General features: G+C 44.8%; 13 protein-coding genes and 2 pseudogenes. 10 read left to right on the forward strand and 5 right to left on the reverse strand.

The features are described 5' to 3' along the window. Positions 1-8: 8 nt before the first annotated feature. Both AC0VXX_RS07355 and AC0VXX_RS07360 read right to left on the reverse strand, forming a co-directional pair. Positions 9-1,073 (reverse strand): efflux RND transporter periplasmic adaptor subunit, encoded by a 1,065-nt coding sequence (locus tag AC0VXX_RS07355; protein WP_475516567.1) that lies wholly within the window; start codon positions 1,071-1,073, stop codon positions 9-11. Positions 1,074-1,911: 838 nt separating this feature from the next. Next, positions 1,912-2,268: pseudogene (locus AC0VXX_RS07360) on the reverse strand (integrase core domain-containing protein); the annotation flags it as partial. Positions 2,269-2,568: 300 nt separating this feature from the next. Between AC0VXX_RS07360 and AC0VXX_RS07365 the strand changes: the two are divergent. The 4 genes from AC0VXX_RS07365 to AC0VXX_RS07380 are packed head-to-tail and all read left to right on the forward strand — an operon-like array spanning position 2,569 to position 8,773. Beyond that, positions 2,569-3,387, forward strand: a complete 819-nt coding sequence (locus AC0VXX_RS07365; protein ID WP_475516568.1) for a hypothetical protein — start codon at positions 2,569-2,571, stop codon at positions 3,385-3,387. Between the two features lie 9 nt (positions 3,388-3,396). Beyond that, positions 3,397-4,098 (forward strand): hypothetical protein, encoded by a 702-nt coding sequence (locus AC0VXX_RS07370; protein ID WP_475516569.1) that lies wholly within the window; start codon positions 3,397-3,399, stop codon positions 4,096-4,098. After that, a complete protein-coding gene (locus AC0VXX_RS07375) occupies positions 4,095-8,207 on the forward strand; it encodes an Ig-like domain-containing protein (RefSeq protein ID WP_475516570.1) in 4,113 nt (1,370 codons plus the stop codon). Before AC0VXX_RS07370 ends, AC0VXX_RS07375 begins: the two co-directional genes overlap by 4 nt. 56 nt (positions 8,208-8,263) lie before the next feature. Then, positions 8,264-8,773 carry a hypothetical protein gene (locus tag AC0VXX_RS07380; protein WP_475516571.1) on the forward strand — a complete coding sequence of 170 codons (510 nt, stop codon included), beginning with the start codon at positions 8,264-8,266 and terminating at the stop codon, positions 8,771-8,773. 299 nt (positions 8,774-9,072) lie between these two features. Here AC0VXX_RS07380 and AC0VXX_RS07385 read toward each other — a convergent pair. From AC0VXX_RS07385 to AC0VXX_RS07395, 3 genes and pseudogenes are all read right to left on the reverse strand, one after another. Further along, positions 9,073-9,649: pseudogene (locus AC0VXX_RS07385) on the reverse strand (transposase); the annotation flags it as partial. Between the two features lie 211 nt (positions 9,650-9,860). After that, positions 9,861-10,748, reverse strand: coding sequence for an IS982 family transposase (locus tag AC0VXX_RS07390; RefSeq protein ID WP_475514295.1), 888 nt, complete (start codon positions 10,746-10,748; stop codon positions 9,861-9,863). Positions 10,749-11,545: 797 nt separating this feature from the next. Then, complete coding sequence (locus AC0VXX_RS07395) at positions 11,546-12,835, reverse strand: citrate synthase (RefSeq protein ID WP_475516572.1); 1,290 nt, start codon at positions 12,833-12,835, stop codon at positions 11,546-11,548. 435 nt (positions 12,836-13,270) lie between these two features. On the opposite strand from AC0VXX_RS07395, the gene sdhC reads away from it, so the two are divergent. The 6 genes from sdhC to odhB all read left to right on the forward strand — a co-directional run bounded on the left by sdhC (position 13,271) and on the right by odhB (position 20,725). Further along, on the forward strand, positions 13,271-13,645 hold the full coding sequence (gene sdhC / locus AC0VXX_RS07400) for a succinate dehydrogenase cytochrome b556 subunit (protein WP_475516573.1): 375 nt from the start codon (positions 13,271-13,273) through the stop codon (positions 13,643-13,645). After that, a complete protein-coding gene (gene sdhD / locus AC0VXX_RS07405) occupies positions 13,639-13,986 on the forward strand; it encodes a succinate dehydrogenase, hydrophobic membrane anchor protein (RefSeq protein WP_110458168.1) in 348 nt (115 codons plus the stop codon). The genes sdhC and sdhD overlap by 7 nt, the downstream gene beginning before the upstream one ends. Next, the gene (sdhA, locus tag AC0VXX_RS07410; protein ID WP_475516574.1) at positions 13,987-15,753 is read left to right on the forward strand and encodes a succinate dehydrogenase flavoprotein subunit; all 1,767 of its coding nucleotides are present in this window, start codon (positions 13,987-13,989) and stop codon (positions 15,751-15,753) included. It abuts the gene before it with no gap. A gap of 10 nt (positions 15,754-15,763) precedes the next feature. Beyond that, positions 15,764-16,471 carry a succinate dehydrogenase iron-sulfur subunit gene (locus AC0VXX_RS07415; protein WP_475516575.1) on the forward strand — a complete coding sequence of 236 codons (708 nt, stop codon included), beginning with the start codon at positions 15,764-15,766 and terminating at the stop codon, positions 16,469-16,471. Positions 16,472-16,687: 216 nt separating this feature from the next. Beyond that, positions 16,688-19,507 (forward strand): 2-oxoglutarate dehydrogenase E1 component, encoded by a 2,820-nt coding sequence (sucA, locus tag AC0VXX_RS07420; protein ID WP_475516576.1) that lies wholly within the window; start codon positions 16,688-16,690, stop codon positions 19,505-19,507. 30 nt (positions 19,508-19,537) lie between these two features. Next, positions 19,538-20,725, forward strand: coding sequence for a 2-oxoglutarate dehydrogenase complex dihydrolipoyllysine-residue succinyltransferase (gene odhB / locus AC0VXX_RS07425; RefSeq protein ID WP_475516577.1), 1,188 nt, complete (start codon positions 19,538-19,540; stop codon positions 20,723-20,725). Positions 20,726-20,823: the final 98 nt, after the last annotated feature.

The following is a 20,823-nucleotide window of genomic DNA, read 5'->3' on the forward strand; positions in this document are numbered from 1 at the left end:
AACTCCTGTTATTGCTGCGCGCGGGCGACATCGAGTGCACTTATGACATCAACTAACGACTTATCTTTCAGGTTTTGCTGACCTCGAACCACAATTTGCTCACCCGGTTTGATCCCCGAGATCACTTCGACTGTGTCGGCTTCACGATACCCGAGGCTGACTTGGCGACGAGTGGCATTGTCTCCTTCAATCACATAAAGGGCATACTGGTTATCTTGATTGATCACCGCGCTGTAAGGCACAGTGATCACATTGGTGTGCGTGTCGTATCTGAGCTCAACCCGGGTAAACATGCCGGCTTTTAATTGGGCCTGTTGGTTGGGCACCGACAGCGTCACCTTAAAGGTGCCACTTTGGGCATCGACAATGGGGCTGATCCGCAGCACTTGGGCGACAATGCCGTTATCGGCTTGCTGACTGGCAAACAGTTGTGCGTCTTGCCCCAGACGCAGGCGATCGAGCTGAACTTCCGGCAGGTGCACTATGGCATATAATTCATCTTGGTTGACCACGTAGAAGAGCTCATCAAACTCTTTAGCCATATTGCCTTGCTTAACAAAGCGGGTGGCGATGACCCCATCGATAGGCGATCGCACCAGACTCTCCTCTACTTGCAATGCAGCTAAGTCACGTTTTGCGCTGGCCGCCTGCAGGTTATATTCAAGTTTTGCCATCGTGTCGGCGCTGATAAAGGCTTTATCGGTCATTTTATTGAGTCGGTTGAGCTCTTGCTCGATGATCTCAACCTCGGCTTGAGAGCGGGCTAAATCGTAGCGTTGACGTTTAGCGTCTATGACCGCCAGTAACTGCCCTTTAGTGACGCGATCGCCTTCTTCCACTTTAATGGTTTCGATAAGCCCAGCAATACGGGAAACCACCTTAGCTTCAAGCGGCGCCTCTAACGTACCAGTTGTGCTGTAGAAGGAGGAGACATCCCCTTGAACGACAGTCGTGGTTTCAACGGGAATGGCGTATTTAACCTCCTCTTTTTCCTCGGGGGCAGGGCTGCAAGCACTCAATAGTGCTGCAAGTAGGATAGGTAGGATGACGGTCTTATTATTGTGTGCTTCCATGTCGTTAAACTCATTGGTGTGATTTCATTAGCGGTTATAAAGCATCAAATGTGCCAAATATTTTATAGCTTTATATACAATAAGTTAGCTTTGAAATGGGTTGTTTTGTTGGTGAGCCGTATGAAAGATGTAGCGTAAAAGTTTAAATGTTGCGGTTTTTAACAATCGGTGGTGAACTCGATGGTGATATCGGCATTGGCCGCGTCTTATTGCTTAAGCGTGTTTGAAGACACACCTACACTGACGCACCTACATTAGGCTATTTCGTTATTTCGTTTCTTCGATTCAACTTCATCTGGTGCGAGTAGTGAGTTAAAAGCTAACGTGGTTTTGCCCCAAAGTTTGGTGGCCTTGGCATGAAGAACAATGACATTTGCTTGAGTAGCGGCAGGCAGCATTCTCATTTATTGAAAGTGTTTGAAGGTCGAACCTTCACTGTTATTAATCGCCTGTCCGGCGGGGAATGTGCAAGCGCTCTTTTGGCTCGGTGAGTGAAGCGTCGCTTCATGCTAACGAACGAGAGACAGGGATTGTCGAACTGGCTTTTAGATAGGGATATCGTTGTGAGCCGTCCATGGAGGCTCCACGGCGGCATCCATGCCGCCAAGGGCCAAAACCGCGCTTACACCTATCTCTAACGCCTCTTCGATTTGACTGCATTTGGTGTGAGTGGCGAGTAGAAAGCTAACTTAGTTTTGCCCCGTTACGAGTTAGCGCCAGCATATTGCTCAATGCTGCGGTCAACTCTTTGTAATACATTTTCTAATTTCGTTTTGTTGATTGTCCCCACGTCATAGAACGGTGTTTTTCAAGGTAGTAGTCACTCTTTGCTTAAATATTAAGCTGCATTTATTACATCATCTGCGGGTGCCTTATCTGGGTTTAACACTACAGGGTCAACCGCCTAACAATTTCTAACGTCTTTGGACCAACGCATGGGCTTTCTTGCCTTAGCCGTTTCGAGAACGTCCTTTCTCTTGGCTTAGATAGTGCTATCTTGCAGCATATGACGTTGTCCTAGTGAGACAAAGTTGAGCTTGTTATGTTTATGCTCTTTGTTATACCTCCTCATAAACTTCTCTACCCATTCCCTTGCCGCGGCTGAACTGCCAAAGGCTGATTTTGGCCACTGCGGACGGTATTTTAAGGTATTAAACAGTGACTCTGAAAAGTTTTTTTCATTATTCACTCTGGGCCATCATCATTAATCTGCATTTCACCGAGTTGTTCGACTCATTGAGCAGGATCTGACCGAACGATTGCAAGGCCTCGCTAAGGGGGAGGCTATAGACGTTGTCTTCTAGTCTAGGGAAGATTATTCCTACAAGGGTTGGATTACTCAGTAATTAAATAAATTTCGCTGCCAATAAGCCAAACTAAACATTTGGCCCCAAGACCTGCCGGGACCGAATTATTACGTTGACAAAAGTTAATGTCCTTGGTAGCTTGCGAGCTCGAATTAACAATTTGACAACAATTTTACAGGGATGTAATAATGTTTAAAGTAATTGCGCTGTTCGCTGTGTTACTCTTTTCTGCATACATAGAATCTGCTGAATATCCTTCTCATGTCGGTAAATCACCGTTTAGTTTCGATAAAATTAACACCCCTTCAAATACGTTTGTTGTTTCGGATAAAGGTCAAGACAATGACGTATATCTCAAGCGCGACGATGCAAAAATTTTTGACTTTCAATTCAGCCTGAAAATCGATCGTTATGTCGGTGATGTCGCCAAACTCAAAGAAAACAGGTTGATATCGGATAAGTTCATAATATCTATGCCGGTATTCGATGTCGACAACGAATCCGCATTACAAGACTGCGATTATGATGGTGAGTTAGACCATTTGGCCGCAGAAATAGATGAAGTGTATTTCAATGGCGAGAAAATTGGTGTCTTATCAGGTTCAAATGAATTATGGGTAAATAATACCTTTGAACTGGATATTTCGAAATTAAATCTGCCTACATCTCCTGGCGAGGTTAGTGAAAACTTAGTACAGATAAGAATCGATGCCGGAAATGAGTTTGTGGAACTAAGTTCTGGCGCCATTGGTTGTCAAAAATGGGCGGTTGAAGTTGATTATGTGACTCTGGAATATGAAGTGGCCGATCCCGTTCTGTTTTTACCTGGCATGGGGGGGAGTACATCTGCATTTAACAATAGTGGTTACATACAAGTCGTAGAAGACTTGGGTTTGCCATATCGGATAGTTGACCATGACCATTACCCAGAAAAGAATGCTTGTATCAATAATGATGCTGGATCAATAAAAGAGTTTGGTGTTGATATTTTAAATGCAGCTAAATAATTTTCAGAAATGTATAAAAATAATAACTTTAATCTGATAGCACATTCAAAAGGAGGATTGAATGCAAGGTATTTTGTATACCTGACCAATGATAGACATGTCTTAGTTGAAAATGGGGTGATGGATGGCAGTGTTATCTTAAAACCTATGCGCGTCAATTCGCTAGTGAGTCATGGTTCACCATTCTACGGCACCATACTCGCTGATGCTATTAAATTTGACCAGATTAAATATTCTATTGCAGCTAAAATATTGTTTGCAGATATATGTGATATCACTATTGATGTGGCGACAAAATTTTCTGACGATTATAGTTTTACACCTGATCAGAATTTTTTGTCTATTAGTGGCAATATTGATGCTGATGATAATGGAACACTCTCTTCTGATGAAGTAAGCGGCAATCAGGTTAATCAGCATTTCTCTCAGAGAATGTTCGATTTAATAAAGGGGGTAAATCATTATGAAGTAAATTACGAGAAAGCGTACTTTCAAAGTTTTGAATACGATAAGCCAATTTATGTGCCGATACCGAATTATTTACCAAAACAGAATGATTCAATGGTCAGTGTTGATAGTGCATCGCCAATGGACTCAAATAAAAATGTTTCAATTTATGCGAATCATGGAACTGTAATTAAAGAAGAAGCTCAAAGGATTTTTTTAGACGAGGTTCATAATGGTATATTGGGTTGGAGTGTTATAAAATGAGAAAGCTAACTCTGAATATAATTGCATGTATTTTTGCTATACTTCATGTTTTTACTGCTGATGCAATCCCACAAAGCATACAGATCCATAAATCAACCGAGATTATAAGTGGAGGGTTTTCAACGTCATTTATGTCACCTAGCGTTGATAAGTTTATTATCACAATCCCGGTGTTTGATGGTCTTAATATAAACGAAAGTGATATTGAGTTAATTACACCATCTGGGGTGATTATTAATGCTAATAACGCTTCACTCTACAACTGTAATTTTTTCTTTTTTACTCCTTCTACTCCAGAGGAACATCTGTTTTCTGTAACAAGTAGCTATATTATTGAACTCAGTAATGTTAGCGCAGGTAGCTATATCATTTTAGGGAAAGCGAATGGTTCGTCAACTACAATCCCAATAAATATTAAATTCCCTACTTCAAAAGTTAATTTCGCATTGACAGTCGGGGAGGTCGGCCCAAATAAAAAGCCAATTACCGTTGGAAATATTTTTCCTGTGTATGTTCAACTAACTGATGGCGGTGTTCCAATCACTACAGCCGATGTCTCGTTTGAGCTCTTAAAAGATGGCATTGAAATAAGTAAAGTCATAGCTTTAGATGATGGATCCGAAATGGACTTTAAAGCTGGTGATGGGAGTTATCATGCTTTTTTCACCCCTGAGGTTGAGGGGGAGTACACTGTGCTTGTCAGAATTAATGGTACTAATTTAAACGGTGAGAGGTTTGAAGTCAGTGTTGACCAAAGCTTTAATTCTATACTCCCACAAGTATATGTTACCGGCAGTGTTAATGAGATATTGGTCGACTTGGATAAAGACGGTTATATTGATGAACTCAGATTGGAGTTTGAGACGACTGGCCCATTTCAATCGACAGGATTTTATTACAATAGGGTTACGTTAGAGACCGAAGATGGTACTAAGATTTTTGCTGGGAGCAAAATGGATGCTACAGAAAATAAAATTTTTGTAACGTTTAAGGGCGAGAAACTAAGGAGTCTAGGGTATTCAGGTAAATTTACAGTTTCAGATTTCTGGCTTGATTATGGTTATTTGAGGATTCAAGATAAAGATAATTTATACACTACTTCATATTTTGAACAAGATTCCTGGGAGCGTGACGATTTACTTTATTTAGGTAATGTGACATTCGAGCCTATTGACAGTGAGGATGGCCGTTTCATCGAGATGATAGACGTTTCTTTTGAGGTAGATACGTTGCCAGCGGCAGCAAATTTCGGCTACTCAGTAACAGTTACCACTGAAAGTGGCGAACACGTTGGAGTTTATGGGAGTTCTAGCATTGAGCTGATTAAGGGGACTAATAGAATCACATTTTCTATTCCCGCAGCTGATTTTTCAAAACTTCAGTCAAATACGGCTTTGAAGATAAAAGACTTACTCATGTATCCCTTGATAAAAGGCGGCAATGTTATATCGAAACGAAATGTGGCAACCAGTTTATTATATTCATGTTGGGACTTTCGAGGCTGTTCAACGGCCGACAATGCGATTCCTGTGGCGGTAGATGATGCAGTGACTTCTATTGGAAAAGCAATGTATGTACATGCTGCTCAAAATGATCTTGATGATGACGGCGACTTACTTAAGGTTAACTCAGTAACACCCGCTCAGCATGGGGTAGCAGAAATAGTCGGTAATTCTATTCAATATACGGCAAGTTCAGGCTTTGAAGGTGATGACGTTTTCCAATACGAAATAGTTGACATTTATCCAAGAAATAATATTTTGAAGGGCGGTTCTGCAATTGGCACTGTGCGCGTATCGGTAAAACCCAACCATGCACCTATTGCCAATGCTGATTCCTATCATATCCCCGAAAACATGACCTCGTATTTCAAGGTGCTAGTTAATGATACTGACTCGGACGGCGACGGACTCTACATTTCTTCGTTCACGCAACCCAGTCAAGGCACTCTTGTCAATTATGGCAATCAACTTGGATACACTCCAAGCCCAGGTTACCTCGGCAATGATAGTTTCAGTTACACCATCATTGACTATGATGTTGTCACCAACATCGCCAAGGGCGGAACCGCGACATCTCAGGTGACTGTGCAGATAGGCAACGTGGTAAATCGTCCTCCAGTTGCAGTGAATGACGCCTATTCACTGTCTCCTGGATCCCAGTCAGTTTTGAATGTGTTGGCAAACGACACAGATCCTGATCAGGATGACTTGCGAATTTCAGCCTACTCTCTGCCCGGCAAAGGCAGTATTGTGGTAACAGATAAGCTCATCACTTACACTGCCAATCTCAATGCCAGTGGTACAGATACTTTTGCCTATTCGATTTCAGATGGCAGGGGCGGGTCTTCCACTGCAATAGTTAATATTAACTTTGTGCATGCAAACAACCCTGCAGTGGCCGTGGATGATGTGTTCGAAACGACCCAAAATACCACTCTAGTGATAGATGTGCTGCGCAATGACTATGATCTCGAAGGGGACTCCTTCAATGTTATCCGCTTCACTCAGCCATACAATGGAACGGTGACAAGAGGTATAGCAAACGAGCTGATTTACTCCCCTGACGTTGACTTTGTTGGTGAAGAAATCTTCTCATACACAATTCAAGATGCCCAGGGCAACCTTTCTACCGCACCGGTGCATTTGTCGGTCAGTAATAATGGACCTCAAGTTGTTGCCCTTGACGATGCTGTCTCTATTGCCATCAATACGTCAATCGAGATCGATGTCTTAAGCAACGACTCGGCGTCATCATCTCAAGCATTGACTATTTCTGATTTTACTCAGCCGGCACATGGGACGGTAAGTCTTGCAAACGACAAGTTAACCTATACCCCACAAGCTGGCTTCTTTGGGGATGATGTGTTCACTTATAGGGTAGTAATAGATACACTTGGCAATGCAGCTTCTGCTTCTGTATATGTTACTGTGAATAAAGGCAACACAGCTCCAGTTGCCATGGATGATGTTGCCTTTACCCAGGCCAATGTTGCCGTGAGTATCGATGTGCTTTCTAATGATACTGACGCGGATAAAGATCCCATTCAGTTAATCGACTTCAGTCAGGGCGCTCATGGCGGCACTCTTTTGTCTGGCAGCAACATAATCTATCAACCAGAGTCTGGTTATATCGGCCAGGATTCTTTCACTTACCTGATTGCCGATCCATCAGGTGACAGATCTCAGGCGACAGTCCTAGTGAACATTGTTGATGGCAATCGTGCACCTTCAGCCGAAGACGATGCCATTAGGGTCTATCAGGGCGCAAGTATCAAATATGACGTTCTGTCCAACGATTCAGATCCCGATGGAGACCTGCTGACTATTGAGTCTGTCACTCAAGCAACTAACGGCTTCACGGAAATAGAAGACAATAAGGTTAAGTACACGGCTCCGGCAAATTTTGTCGGTACGACCCAATTTACTTATGAGATCACAGATGGTCAGTCAAGGGCTACTGCTAGCGTCTTAGTCACTGTTGAGCCAAACCCAAACACCGCACCTGTTATCGAAATTCATGCTCCAATCGATGGTCAAGAATTTGGTTTTGGATCGTCAATCCAGCTAAATGCCACCGCATGGGATATTGAAGACGGTGATCTAGGTAACTTTGTAACTTGGACCTCCAATATCGATGGTGAATTAGGGGAGGGGAAATTGGTGGATGTCATCTTGTCCCCTGGCCAACATGATATAGAGGCAATCATTGTCGATTCCAGACAAGAAGTGTCTTCAGATTCAGTGACTATTATCATTGTGCAAGCTGCTGGTCAGGTATTCACCAACGTTTCACAGTTCGAGATACCTGATAATAAAGGTTATGGTGTGTCTTCAAGCATCACAGTGCCCTCGGATATCTATCCATCGGGCATCACAGTATCAGCCAAGATATCGCACCCCAACCTGGCCGACATTGCGATTCAATTAATATCACCTTCTGGTCGACATTATAACTTGGCCAACCCTGGTAGCTATGTTTTGAATGAAACATGGATTATTGACTCGAATATGATTGAAACGGTGAAGGGTGTTTGGACGCTCAAGGTTAGCGATCAAAAGAAAGATAATCTTGGCACATTAACACAGTGGAGCATTCAGTTTGATTAAGTTAAGAATGTTAGAGGCGTTGTGTTCGCTATTATTCGGCGCTGCACTGTTTTACAGTGCAGCGCCCGGAGATTAAAGGTGTCTCTTTTTTCCCTATGTTGCTGGATTTGGAGCCGCTCTACATATGCTTTGCTATCTGGCTGATATTATCCGGTCTTGTCGCTTGGTATTTCGGGCCTACTAAATGGCCGAATATGTTGATTTTTGGGGCCATAGGCATGCTGGCTGTTGTCTTGGCATACCCTGTTGAAAAAAGAATCTATCAGCCCCCAAGCAAGATAGTTGCCGCGGCGGCACAGTATTTGGACGACAACAATGTCTTATATAGTGATTTCAGGGCAATTGCACGGACTAGAAGCTTGTTTGATCCATTTAGACCTCATTATTGGGCTATTCGTGTTTACGCCAATAATAAATTTCCCAGTGAAGTAGAAACTGATGATTCCTGGGATCTAGAAAAGCATGGGCAGTTTGAGGTGTTTGTTAGAGAATCATTTTGGGGAACTCTGGATATTAAAAGTGGAACATGGTCATCCGATCCCTCATTTATTTGGCATAAGAAATAAGTCGCATAAATTATGGACACCATCCAACAACACTTCAACATCATTCAAGACCGTCGCTAGAGCGCAAAAGAAATTAATCGGGCTAGCCATTATAAAACAATAACATAATGCACTTTCGGCATGTGCTCAGCAAGATTCTGGGATGATACCGCTAGAGGGGCAATATGGCATGAATTTATGTAAGCAGATTAGCTAAATGAACTGATTTCCTTTAAAAATAGTGATTTTTAGCCACAATGTCCCAACCCAATTGTTGGTTAATTTGATTGGGAATAAATGGCTGTTACAGAACTTTGGGATTAGCCCACTTTTAAGTGCTGGCAGCAACTGGAAAAGTGTCGTCGCCGTTTCTCTAGATGCTCACAATAGCTGGTAATCTCTTGAAGTGTGTCCACTGGGCCATGAAATAGCTTGCCAAACTCAGTGGTGAGTTTGAGCCAATTGTCTTGAGGGATATTCAATCTTGTGAGCAACTTAGCGCTATTTGTGCTGATAGCGCCACATTTATCGTTGCGAATAATTCGACCTGTATCATCGACCAGTTCGAGATAATCTTGCAATGAAAACGCAATGCCTTTTGGTTGATTTTTACGCTTTCAGTGCCGCCTTAATTCGTAATTGAATGCTGGTATGGTCCGATTGCTCTGGAGTGTCAGCCATCTTAGCTCTGATAGGATTCAGATCGACATAAGCCATACAGGCTAATACTGCAGCTTCATCAAGCAGAGCTTGCGACTTAAAACGTCCTTCCCAGAAGCGACCAGTACAGTTGTCCTCTTGATTTGCCTGCCGAGCAATAGGCTCATTAAGACAACGCATGAACCAGATAATGTCGCATAACCTGCTTCGATAAATGGCAATGATGTGCTCTGATCTGAGTTGTCTTGGTAAAAAGAAAGATTCTGTGCCTCAGTGGTTTAAAGGCTATTCGAAAATTGGGTATATTAGCCTAGAAAGTGAAACCTTGTATAAGTTTTGGGTTAGAGTTCATGATAATGCTTATCTCGCTCTATATTTGACGCAAAATGAAACTGGATTTGATTTGCTCGAATTCGGCCTCGGCGAAGTTAACTAACCTCAGATCGGTTTAACGTAACACTGAAATCACGTTGAATTCTGCTGATGTAATATTGAGTTGTGGCTTATTCTCTTTGAGTTGATAAGCCACTAAACCTCCTATCACATTAAGCATGAAACCATGTACGCTGCGGTGCCGCGTATGCTCTATTTGTGAGATGTTTTTTAGCTGGTCATTGATTGTTTCGATAATAAATCGTCTAGAAAGCATGGCTCTATCCCATAATGATAAAGCCTTTGCTTTCATGTTTTTACGCACGTTATTAACGATAGTTACCCCACGTTCTAATAGGTCGCCTGCTAACGCTTTGCCGATATACCCCTTATCAGCATAGAGTTTATCCATTGATTCAACGACCATACCTTTTACGGGTTTCGTGTCATGCACATTCGCAGGTGTTATTTTGGCTGCAACGATGCCGCCTCGATGGTTCACAATAAGATGAAGTTTAAAACCATAGAACCAGCCCATCGTGCCTTTTCCTCGGCTGGCGAGACCTGCTAGCGTTTTATGCCTTGGAATTCGTAAATTATGACAAACCTTAATGCTCGTTGAGTCAACGAATTCGATGCCTGTTGGGGCGCTTTTTAAAGAGGAAAAATAACTGCACATTGGAATGACTGTACTCGGCATGACTTCAAGAAATCGAGTGTAGCTGAGTAAGTTTGGAAAATCAGATTTGTAGAAACGAGCCAGATATCCTGTGTAAAAATTCTTGAAGTCACGATGATTAGACATATGGAAGGCAATGATAATTGTCATAATTTCACTCATCGTCATTCTGCCAGCGCGCTTACGCTTGCGGGTTCCATCAGTTAGACACTGTTGTTCCCATTGAGGAATAAAAGCATTACAAAAATCATCGACATCACAAAATACATCCACTAAATTATTCATATGCCCTCTGCGTGATTGATTAATCTTGGTCGAGAGATCTGATCACAAAGAGGGCTATTAGTTCAATTTCTTATCCCGAGTTCAGGTTAACTAGTACACCTGACATGCATATTCAAATTGACGTCTAACCGTTGGCTGGCGTTACCCATAGAAATTTTAATCCGAAATTCACGAATTAGAGCTAAAAATCTAACAAAGTTCTGTCCAAAAATAATTTAGCTTTTAATGCCCAGAATGACACCTGTAATGCAAAATCGAAGAGGGTTAGAACTCGGGGGGATTACCTAGGTGCGGCTGAGGCCTTCGATTTCAGGGATGAAATCGCAGAGCGCCCAAGGATGGGTTTACAGCGGTGCCGAGGAAGTACCTGCACGAAAGGCCTGCGGCAAGCAATTCAAAATGATGAAGGTTAACGCTACCATCAATCAATAAAAACCAACTCGACTAAATGCTACAAGCCAAAAATGCCTCAACCTTCATTCGAAGGCCAAGATAATTTTGTCCAAAAGCGATTTGCTTTTAACGGTTCTGTGGATACCAATTACGGCTAAACCGAAGATATAGATAAGTCGGTGTAGGTGCGGCTGTGACCTTCGATTTCAGCAGTGAAATCGCAGAGCACCTAGGGATGATTCTTTTCAAAAAGAGAGTCAGCGGTGTCGAAGAAACACCTGCACGTAAGCATGCTGTAAGCAATTGGTTGCCATGAGCATGAGAGTTAACGCTACCATTAGATAGATGCGAATAAAAAAGGCACTCAATGAGTGCCTTTTAACGTTTAGCAAAGATCGTTCTGATTAGCCGCGTTTGTCTAAATCGACAAAGCTACGCTCAGGTGAACCTGTGTATAGCTGACGCGGACGACTGATCTTGTGACCAGGCTGATCTAGCATCTCTTTCCAGTGGGCAATCCAGCCAACAGTACGTGCCAATGCAAATAGCACGGTAAACATACTGGTCGGGATACCGATAGCTTTCATGATGATGCCTGAATAGAAATCGACATTCGGATACAGCTTCTTAGACACAAAGTACTCATCTTCAAGTGCAATGCGTTCAAGTTCCATCGCCACATCAAGTAGCGGATCGTTCACTTTAAGTTCGGCAAGCACTTCATGACAAGTTTCACGCATCACTTTAGCGCGTGGGTCGAAGTTCTTGTAAACGCGGTGACCAAAGCCCATTAGGCGGAAAGGATCGTCTTTGTCCTTAGCGCGTGCAATAAACTCAGGGATGCGATCAACTGTGCCAATCTCTTCAAGCATGTTTAAACAGGCTTCGTTGGCGCCGCCGTGAGCCGGACCCCAAAGTGAGGCGATACCCGCTGCGATACACGCAAATGGGTTAGCTCCAGAAGAACCCGCTAAACGAACGGTAGAGGTTGATGCGTTTTGTTCGTGATCGGCGTGAAGGATGAAAATACGATCCATCGCGCGTTCAACAATTGGGTTGACCTTATATTCTTCGCACGGTACAGCAAACATCATGCTTAGGAAATTACCCGCGTAACTTAGGTCGTTGCGTGGATAGATAAAGGGTTGGCCAATTGAGTATTTGTAGCACATGGCTGCAATCGTCGGCATTTTAGACACTAAACGGAACGCGGCGATTTCGCGGTGATGCTCATCGTTTACGTCTAAAGAGTCTTGGTAAAACGCAGATAATGCGCCCGTCACACCACATAGCATCGCCATTGGGTGAGCGTCACGGCGGAAACCACGGAAAAACGAAGCCAATTGCTCGTTAACCATAGTGTGAGTCTTAACCGTGTAGACAAACTTATCGTATTGGGCCTTAGTGGGTAACTCACCGTAAAGCAATAGATAACAAAGATCTAAATAATCTGAATCGACGGCTAATTCGTCGATTGCGTAACCACGGTGTAAAAGTATACCTTGGGCGCCATCAATGTAAGTGATAGCGGATTCGCAGGATGCTGTCGCTAAAAATCCTGGGTCAAATGTAAAGTGACCTTTGCTACCTAGTTTGCTGATGTCGATTACATCAAATCCTGCTGTCCCTTTTTTAATAGGCAGGTCAATCGAATCGTTCCCTGGTAATTCCAATTTGGCTATATTATCAGCCATACCCCGTTCTCCTTACTTCATTCTTATGTGAGTGCGGCTTTGTCAAACGCCAATACTTTACAGTGAATCTAGATCACATTTCAATTTAAATAAGCGTTTAAATTCGTTAGACCATGGTCTTAAATTGGCTGAAGCCCTTATCAATACAGGAACTTGGCAGATTTTTTTACCAAAAAAACTAAATTTGCATAATGTGATGTTTGTATTTGACATTTCGGCGGCGTATACTTGCCTCGGCTCGAAAAGAGCTACAAACAAACCAATTCATAAACCATTTCTTACAAGCTTAATTAGTGATTTTTGAATTAGTTAACAGTTTGTTTAAACTTTTCTTTTGTGGCGAGACGAGGTGGTAAGTTTGCTTGCTGATCAAATTTCGTTCGAAAGGGGTTCGATAACAAAAATAATGCTCAATGGAGCAGAAGTGAGCAGAACGTGAAAAAGCAAAGACCTGTCCATCTAGATCTGCAGACCATTCGCTTTCCTGCAACAGCGATTGCGTCAATCCTACACCGTGTATCCGGTGTTATCATGCTGTTTGCCGTCGGCATTCTTATCTGGTTGTTGAGTGAATCACTCGCATCTGCTGAGAGTTTCGCAGGCATACAATCTCTGTTTGATAACTTGTTCGTTAAGTTTGTCGTCTGGGGAATTCTAACCGCGCTGGGTTACCATCTTGTCGTTGGCGTACGCCACCTCATCATGGATACCGGACGTTGGGAAGAGTTAGACTCAGGTAACGCTTCAGCGAAAGCCGCCTTCGTTATTGCCGCGGCACTGTCAATCATTGCGGGGATTTGGGTATGGTAACAAATGCAGCAAGTCTTGGACGCAGCGGCGTTCATGATTTTATTCTTATTCGTGCTAGTGCAGTTATCCTTACTTGTTACACTATCTTTTTAGTAGGATTTATCGCCGCTAGTTCTCCTCTCACTTATGACGTCTGGCATGGTCTATTTAGCACTCTGCCGATGAAAGTGTTTACATTATTGGCCCTAGTTGCACTATTAATCCACTCATGGATTGGTATTTGGCAGGTGCTGACAGACTACGTGAAATGCGTCAGTTTGCGTGGTGTACTCCAATTCGTCTTCGTCGTGGCTGCCTTCTCTTATTTGGCTGCTGGCATTGTTATTGTGTGGGGTGTTTAAGTGAGTATTCCAGTTCGTGAATTTGATGCAGTCGTTATTGGCGCTGGTGGCGCAGGTATGCGCGCTGCACTACAGATTTCTAAAGAAGGTAAGAGCTGCGCGCTGTTATCGAAAGTGTTTCCAACGCGTTCTCATACCGTATCAGCGCAGGGTGGTATCACCGTAGCGCTGGGTAACGCCCATGAGGATCACTGGGAACAACACATGTACGATACCGTGAAAGGTTCCGATTTTATCGGTGACCAAGAAGCGATTGAATTTATGTGTAAAACCGGTCCTGAAGCCATTATCGAGCTTGAGCAGATGGGTTTACCATTCTCACGTTTTGACAATGGTAAGATTTACCAGCGTCCGTTTGGTGGCCAGTCAAAGAACTTTGGTGGTGAGCAAGCGGCCCGTACCGCAGCGGCTGCCGACCGTACCGGTCATGCTTTATTGCACTGTCTTTATCAGCAGAACGTAAAGCACAAGACTGAAGTGTTCTCTGAGTGGTATGCACTGGACCTAGTCAAGAATGATGACGGCGCGATTGTCGGTTGTACTGCAATCGAAATCGAAACCGGTGAAATCGTTTATTTCAAAGCCAAAGCCACGATTCTAGCGACCGGTGGAGCAGGGCGTATCTACGCTTCTACCACTAACGCCCACATTAATACTGGTGACGGTATTGGTATGGCGATGCGCGCTGGCGTGCAGATGCAAGACATGGAAATGTGGCAGTTTCACCCAACGGGTATTGCTGGCGCCGGTGTTTTGGTGACCGAAGGTTGCCGTGGTGAAGGCGGATACCTGCTCAACAAAGACGGTGAGCGTTTCATGGAGCGTTATGCGCCAAACGCGAAAGATTTGGCATCACGTGACGTGGTTGCACGTTCAATGATGACTGAAATTCGTGAAGGTCGCGGCCTCGATGGTCCATTAGGACCACACTGTCTGTTGAAACTTGACCATTTAGGTAAAGAAACCCTAGAAGCGCGTCTTCCTGGTGTGTGTGAACTGTCTCGTACCTTCGCTCACATCGATCCCGCCGATGGTCCAATTCCAGTATTGCCAACCTGTCACTATATGATGGGTGGTTTACCAGCGAAAGTCAGCGGCCAAGTGATTCGTAAGAATGAAGATGGCAGCGAGCAAGATGTCGTCGGCTTATTTGCTGTCGGTGAAATTGCTTGTGTATCAGTACACGGCGCTAACCGCTTAGGTGGTAACTCACTACTCGACTTAGTGGTATTTGGTCGTGCTGCGGGTCAACACTTAGGTAAAGCGCTTGACGCCACTGTCGATCCAAAAGATGCGACAGATGCTGATATCGCCAAGTCGCTTGAGCGTCTAAACCGTTGGGAAAGCAATAAAGACGGTGAAGACCCAGCCACAATCCGTAAAGATCTGCAGCTATGTATGCAGCTTAACTTCTCAGTATTCCGAAGCGGTGACGCTATGGCTGAAGGTCTGGCTGAACTTAAGGCTATTCGCGACCGTTTAGCGAATGCTAAGCTGTCTGACAACTCACAAGAGTTCAATACTCAACGTATCGAATGTCTTGAGTTAGACAACCTAATGGCAACGGCGTTAGCCACAGCCTATGCAGCAAACTATCGTACTGAAAGTCGTGGCGCGCATTCACGTGAAGATTACCTTGAGCGTGATGATGAAAACTGGCTGTGTCACAGTCTTTTTGACCCAGTGACTGAGCAGATGACTAAGCGTGATGTGAACATGGAGCCTAAGCTTCGTGCCGCGTTCCCGCCAATCAAGCGTACTTACTAAGGACTGTCAGATGAATTTAAAGATTGCTATTTATCGCTATAATCCTGACGTAGACACTAAGCCTTACATGAAGGATTACACGTTGGAAGTGGCTGACGGTACCGATATGATGGTGCTTGATGTGCTGATGCAACTTAAAGTACAAGATCCAACATTGGCGTTCCGTCGCTCATGCCGTGAAGGTGTGTGTGGTAGTGATGGTGTCAACATGAATGGTAAGAACGGCCTTGCGTGTATCACGCCAATATCTACCTTTAAGGGTAAGACTATTGAGATCCGTCCACTACCAGGCATGCCTGTCGTACGTGATCTGATTGTCGATTTGACTCAGTTCTACAAACAGTACGAAAAGATTAAACCTTATTTGATTAACGATGAGAAAACGCCTGCGCGTGAGCATCTGCAATCACCTGAAGAACGTGCACACTTAGATGGTCTTTACGAGTGTATTATGTGTGCTTGTTGTTCTACAGCCTGTCCATCGTTTTGGTGGAACCCAGACAAGTTTATCGGTCCAAGTGGTCTATTACATGCTTATCGATTCCTTATCGATAGCCGTGATACCGCGACTGAAGAGCGTTTGTCTGAGCTTGATGATGCATACAGCGTATTCCGTTGCCATGGCATCATGAACTGTGTGGATGTTTGTCCGAAAGGATTGAATCCGACTAAAGCCATTGGACACATTAAGTCAATGTTGCTTAAGAGAGCAGTGTAAATGCAACAACCTGAGCTGATTCTAATAATGATATAGCTCATGAAGAGTCACTTCTTCTTTGAGAGGAAGTGGCTCTTTTATGTAATGGAACTACACATGTGCCGTACAATCTGGATTCTCGGGGCGGCAGATAGATTGCAATTGCAGTGCGATTAACTGGGATTGCATTTTTAAGACTTTGGCTAAACACGTGTATCAAGTTTGAAAGGAATAGAAATGCACCAAGGCATCATGAAAGCCTGGCTCGATTCGTCTCACTTAAGTGGCGCGAACTCGACCTATGTAGAAGAGATGTATGAAGCCTATCAAGAAGACCCACAGTCAGTATCAGACGACTGGCGCGCGGTATTTGATAACCTCCCATATGCCAACGGCGCAACAGATGTGCCCGAAGCTGCCCACTCAAAAGTACGTGAATATTTTCGTAGTTTAGCGTTAGAAGGCCGCCATAAGAGCTCTGCTCGTATTACCGACCCTGATGTGGATGCTAAACAAGTTAAAGTCCTACAGTTGATCAACGCTCACCGTTTCCGCGGTCACCAGAATGCGAATCTGGATCCCCTCGGTTTATGGAAGCGCGATGCCGTCACTGAACTGGACCCTGCCTTCCACGGCTTAACTAGCGACGATATGGATCGTGAATTCAACACAGGTTCATTTGCGCACGGTGGCGACACCATGAAGCTAGGTGATCTTGTGAATGCACTGAAGGCCACCTACTGTGGTGCTATCGGCGCTGAATACATGCATATCACAGATACCGATGAGAAACGTTGGATCCAACAACGTTTGGAGCCATCCTTAGGTAGAGCTAATTACGATAAATCCACCAAACTCCGTATTCTCGAAGGCCTTAACGCCGCCGAAGGTATGGAAAAATACCTCGGCGCCAAGTTCCCCGGTGCTAAGCGCTTCTCACTCGAGGGCGGTGACGCACTCGTGCCCATGATGCGTGAAATCATCTACCGTGGTGGCCAAGCCGGTACCAAAGAGATGGTCGTGGGGATGGCTCACCGTGGTCGTTTAAACCTATTGGTGAACATTCTCGGTAAAAAACCGTCAGAACTGTTTGATGAATTTGCTGGTAAGCACAGCGACGAATTACTCGGTTCAGGCGACGTTAAGTATCATCAAGGTTTCTCCTCAGATTTTGAAACGCCAGGTGGCAATGTTCATCTAGCCCTTGCGTTCAACCCATCGCACCTTGAGATTGTTAACCCTGTGGTGATGGGCTCTGTCAGAGCACGTCTCGATCGCCGTGGTTGTAAAACGGGTCTGCAAGTGATGCCCATCACCATTCATGGTGACAGTGCTATTGCAGGTCAGGGGATAGTACAAGAGACATTTAATATGTCTCAAACCCGTGCCTTTAAAGTGGGCGGCAGTATTCGTATCGTGGTCAATAACCAAGTGGGCTTTACCACTAACTTGACTGAAGATACTCGCTCAACAGAATACTGTACCGATATCGCTAAGATGGTGCAGGCGCCTATTTTCCACGTTAATGCTGATGATCCTGAAGCGGTTGCCTTCATTGCGCAGCTGGCGGTTGATTACCGTAACGAGTTTAAGCGTGATGTGGTTATCGATCTGGTTTGTTATCGTCGTCATGGCCATAATGAGGCCGATGAGCCAAGCGCAACGCAGCCATTAATGTATGCCAAGATTAAAAAGCATCCTACGCCGCGTAAGATCTATGCCGACCGTCTTATCGAAGAGAGCACGTTAGCCGCTGATGAAGTCACAGGCTTGATCAACGACTACCGTGATGCGTTAGATAAAGGTGATTGCGTCGTTAAAGAGTGGCGCCCAATGACGCTACATACGGTTGACTGGACGCCTTACCTTAATCGCGAATGGGACGAAAACTACCCAGGTGCAATGTCTATCGAGCGTCTGCAAAATCTGGCTGACAAGTTAAGCTATGTGCCTGAAAATCATAAGTTGCAGTCACGTGTCGCCAAGATTTATAAAGACCGCGTTGCCATGGCAAAGGGTGAAAAGCTGCTGGACTGGGGTTTTGCTGAAACCTTAGCCTACGGCTCAATTCTTGAAGATAACAAGCGGGTGCGTATTACGGGTCAAGACTCAGGACGCGGCACCTTCTTCCATCGCCATGCGGTATTGCACAATCAAAACGATGCAACGGCTTATCTGCCACTGCGTAATGTCGCCGACGAGCAAGGCCCTATCGATATCTCCGATTCGGTATTGTCTGAAGCGTCAGTACTCGCGTTTGAATATGGCTACGCCACAGCCGAGCCTGGCGGATTAACGCTTTGGGAAGCTCAGTTTGGTGATTTCGCTAACTGCGCGCAGGTAGTGATTGACCAGTTCTTGTCATCGGGTGAGCAAAAATGGGGCCGTCTATGTGGCTTAACCATGCTGTTACCACACGGTTATGAGGGGCAAGGTCCAGAGCATTCCAGTGCGCGTCTAGAACGTTTCTTGCAACTTTGTGCTAACCACAATATGCAAGTGTGCGTGCCATCAACGCCTGCGCAGGTTTATCACATGCTGCGTCGTCAAGTGGTACGTCCTATGCGTCGTCCACTGGTGGTCATGTCGCCTAAATCTTTACTGCGTCATCCGTTAGCCGTCTCGAGTATGGAAGAGCTTGCCACTGGCACCTTCCAAAACGTGATTGCGGAGATCGATGAGCAAGATAGCAGCCAGGTTGATCGCGTCGTGTTCTGTAGTGGTAAAGTGTACTTTGAGCTGCTTGAAAAGCGTCGCAAAGAGAATCTCACTAATATTGCACTGATCCGTGTCGAGCAGTTGTATCCGTTCCCGCATGAGGACATGGTACAAATCCTGGCGCAATATCAGCACGTTAAAGATTTCGTTTGGTGTCAGGAAGAGCCGCAGAACCAAGGTGCCTGGTATTGTAGCCAACACCATTTCTGGGCGGCTATTCCAGCAGGCGCACAGTTAACCTATGCAGGCCGTGAAGCATCTGCTGCCCCGGCTTGTGGTTACCCAGCACTGCATGCTCAGCAACAAGAATCTCTAATAAATAGCGCATTAAAACTGTAGTAATTGATAATTTAAAAAGGATAGCTTTCCATGAGTATCGAAATCAAGGTACCCGTACTGCCAGAATCAGTTGCTGATGCAACCATCGCCACTTGGCACGTTAAAGCTGGCGAGCAAGTGACTCGTGATCAAAACTTGGTTGATATCGAAACCGATAAAGTGGTACTTGAAGTGGTTGCGCCAGAAGATGGTTCAATCGTTGAGTTTCTAGCCGAAGAAGGCGACACCGTTCTAGGTGAAGCTGTGATTGCTAAATTCGTTGCTGGCGCGGTTGCGGGTCAAGAAGTGACTAAGGCGCAAGCTGAAGCACCACAAGAAGCGGCAAGTGATGAGTCAAATGATGCGCTAAGCCCATCCGTTCGTCGTTTAATCGCCGAACATAATGTTGATGCGGCTAAAGTTAAAGGCACTGGCGTGGGTGGACGTATCACGAAAGAAGACGTTGAAGCCTTCGTGAAATCGGCACCTGCTGTTAAGCCTGCATCAGCGCCAGCTGCTGTTGTTGCGCCTTTAGGTGAGCGTAGCCAAAAACGTGTACCTATGACACGTTTGCGTAAGACCATTGCCAATCGTCTACTGGAAGCGAAGAACTCAACAGCCATGTTGACGACCTTCAACGAAGTGAACATGAAGCCTATCATGGACATTCGTAAGCAGTATCAAGAGGTGTTCGAGAAGCGTCACGGTATTCGTCTAGGCTTCATGTCTTTCTACGTCAAAGCCGTGACCGAAGCACTTAAACGTTTCCCTGAAGTGAACGCCTCTATCGATGGTGATGATCTTGTTTATCACAACTATTTCGATGTGAGTATCGCAGTATCGACGCCACGTGGTTTGGTGACGCCAGTACTGCGTGACACAGACACCATGAGCCTAGCTGATATCGAACGTAACGTGCGTGAATTGGCGCTTAAAGGCCGTGACGGTAAGCTGACTGTTGAAGATATGACAGGCGGTAACTTTACCGTGACTAACGGTGGGGTGTTTGGCTCGCTAATGTCGACGCCTATTTTGAACCTGCCACAAAGTGCGATTTTAGGCATGCATGCCATTAAAGATCGCCCAATGGCAGTGAATGGTCAGGTTGAAATCCTGCCTATGATGTACCTTGCACTCTCTTACGACCACCGCATTATCGATGGCCGTGAGTCTGTTGGCTTCTTGGTTGCCATTAAGGACTTCCTCGAAGACCCAACTCGTCTACTACTCGACCTGTAAGACGACGTTGATTCGATGCCCATCGCTTTGGTGGGCATCACCCTCGCTACTGGCTCCTATGAGCTGGTTGGATTTGATAAGAAGTATACGGATAGATC

The sequence above is a fragment of the Shewanella sp. QJM3NY_23 genome, from assembly GCF_056173105.1.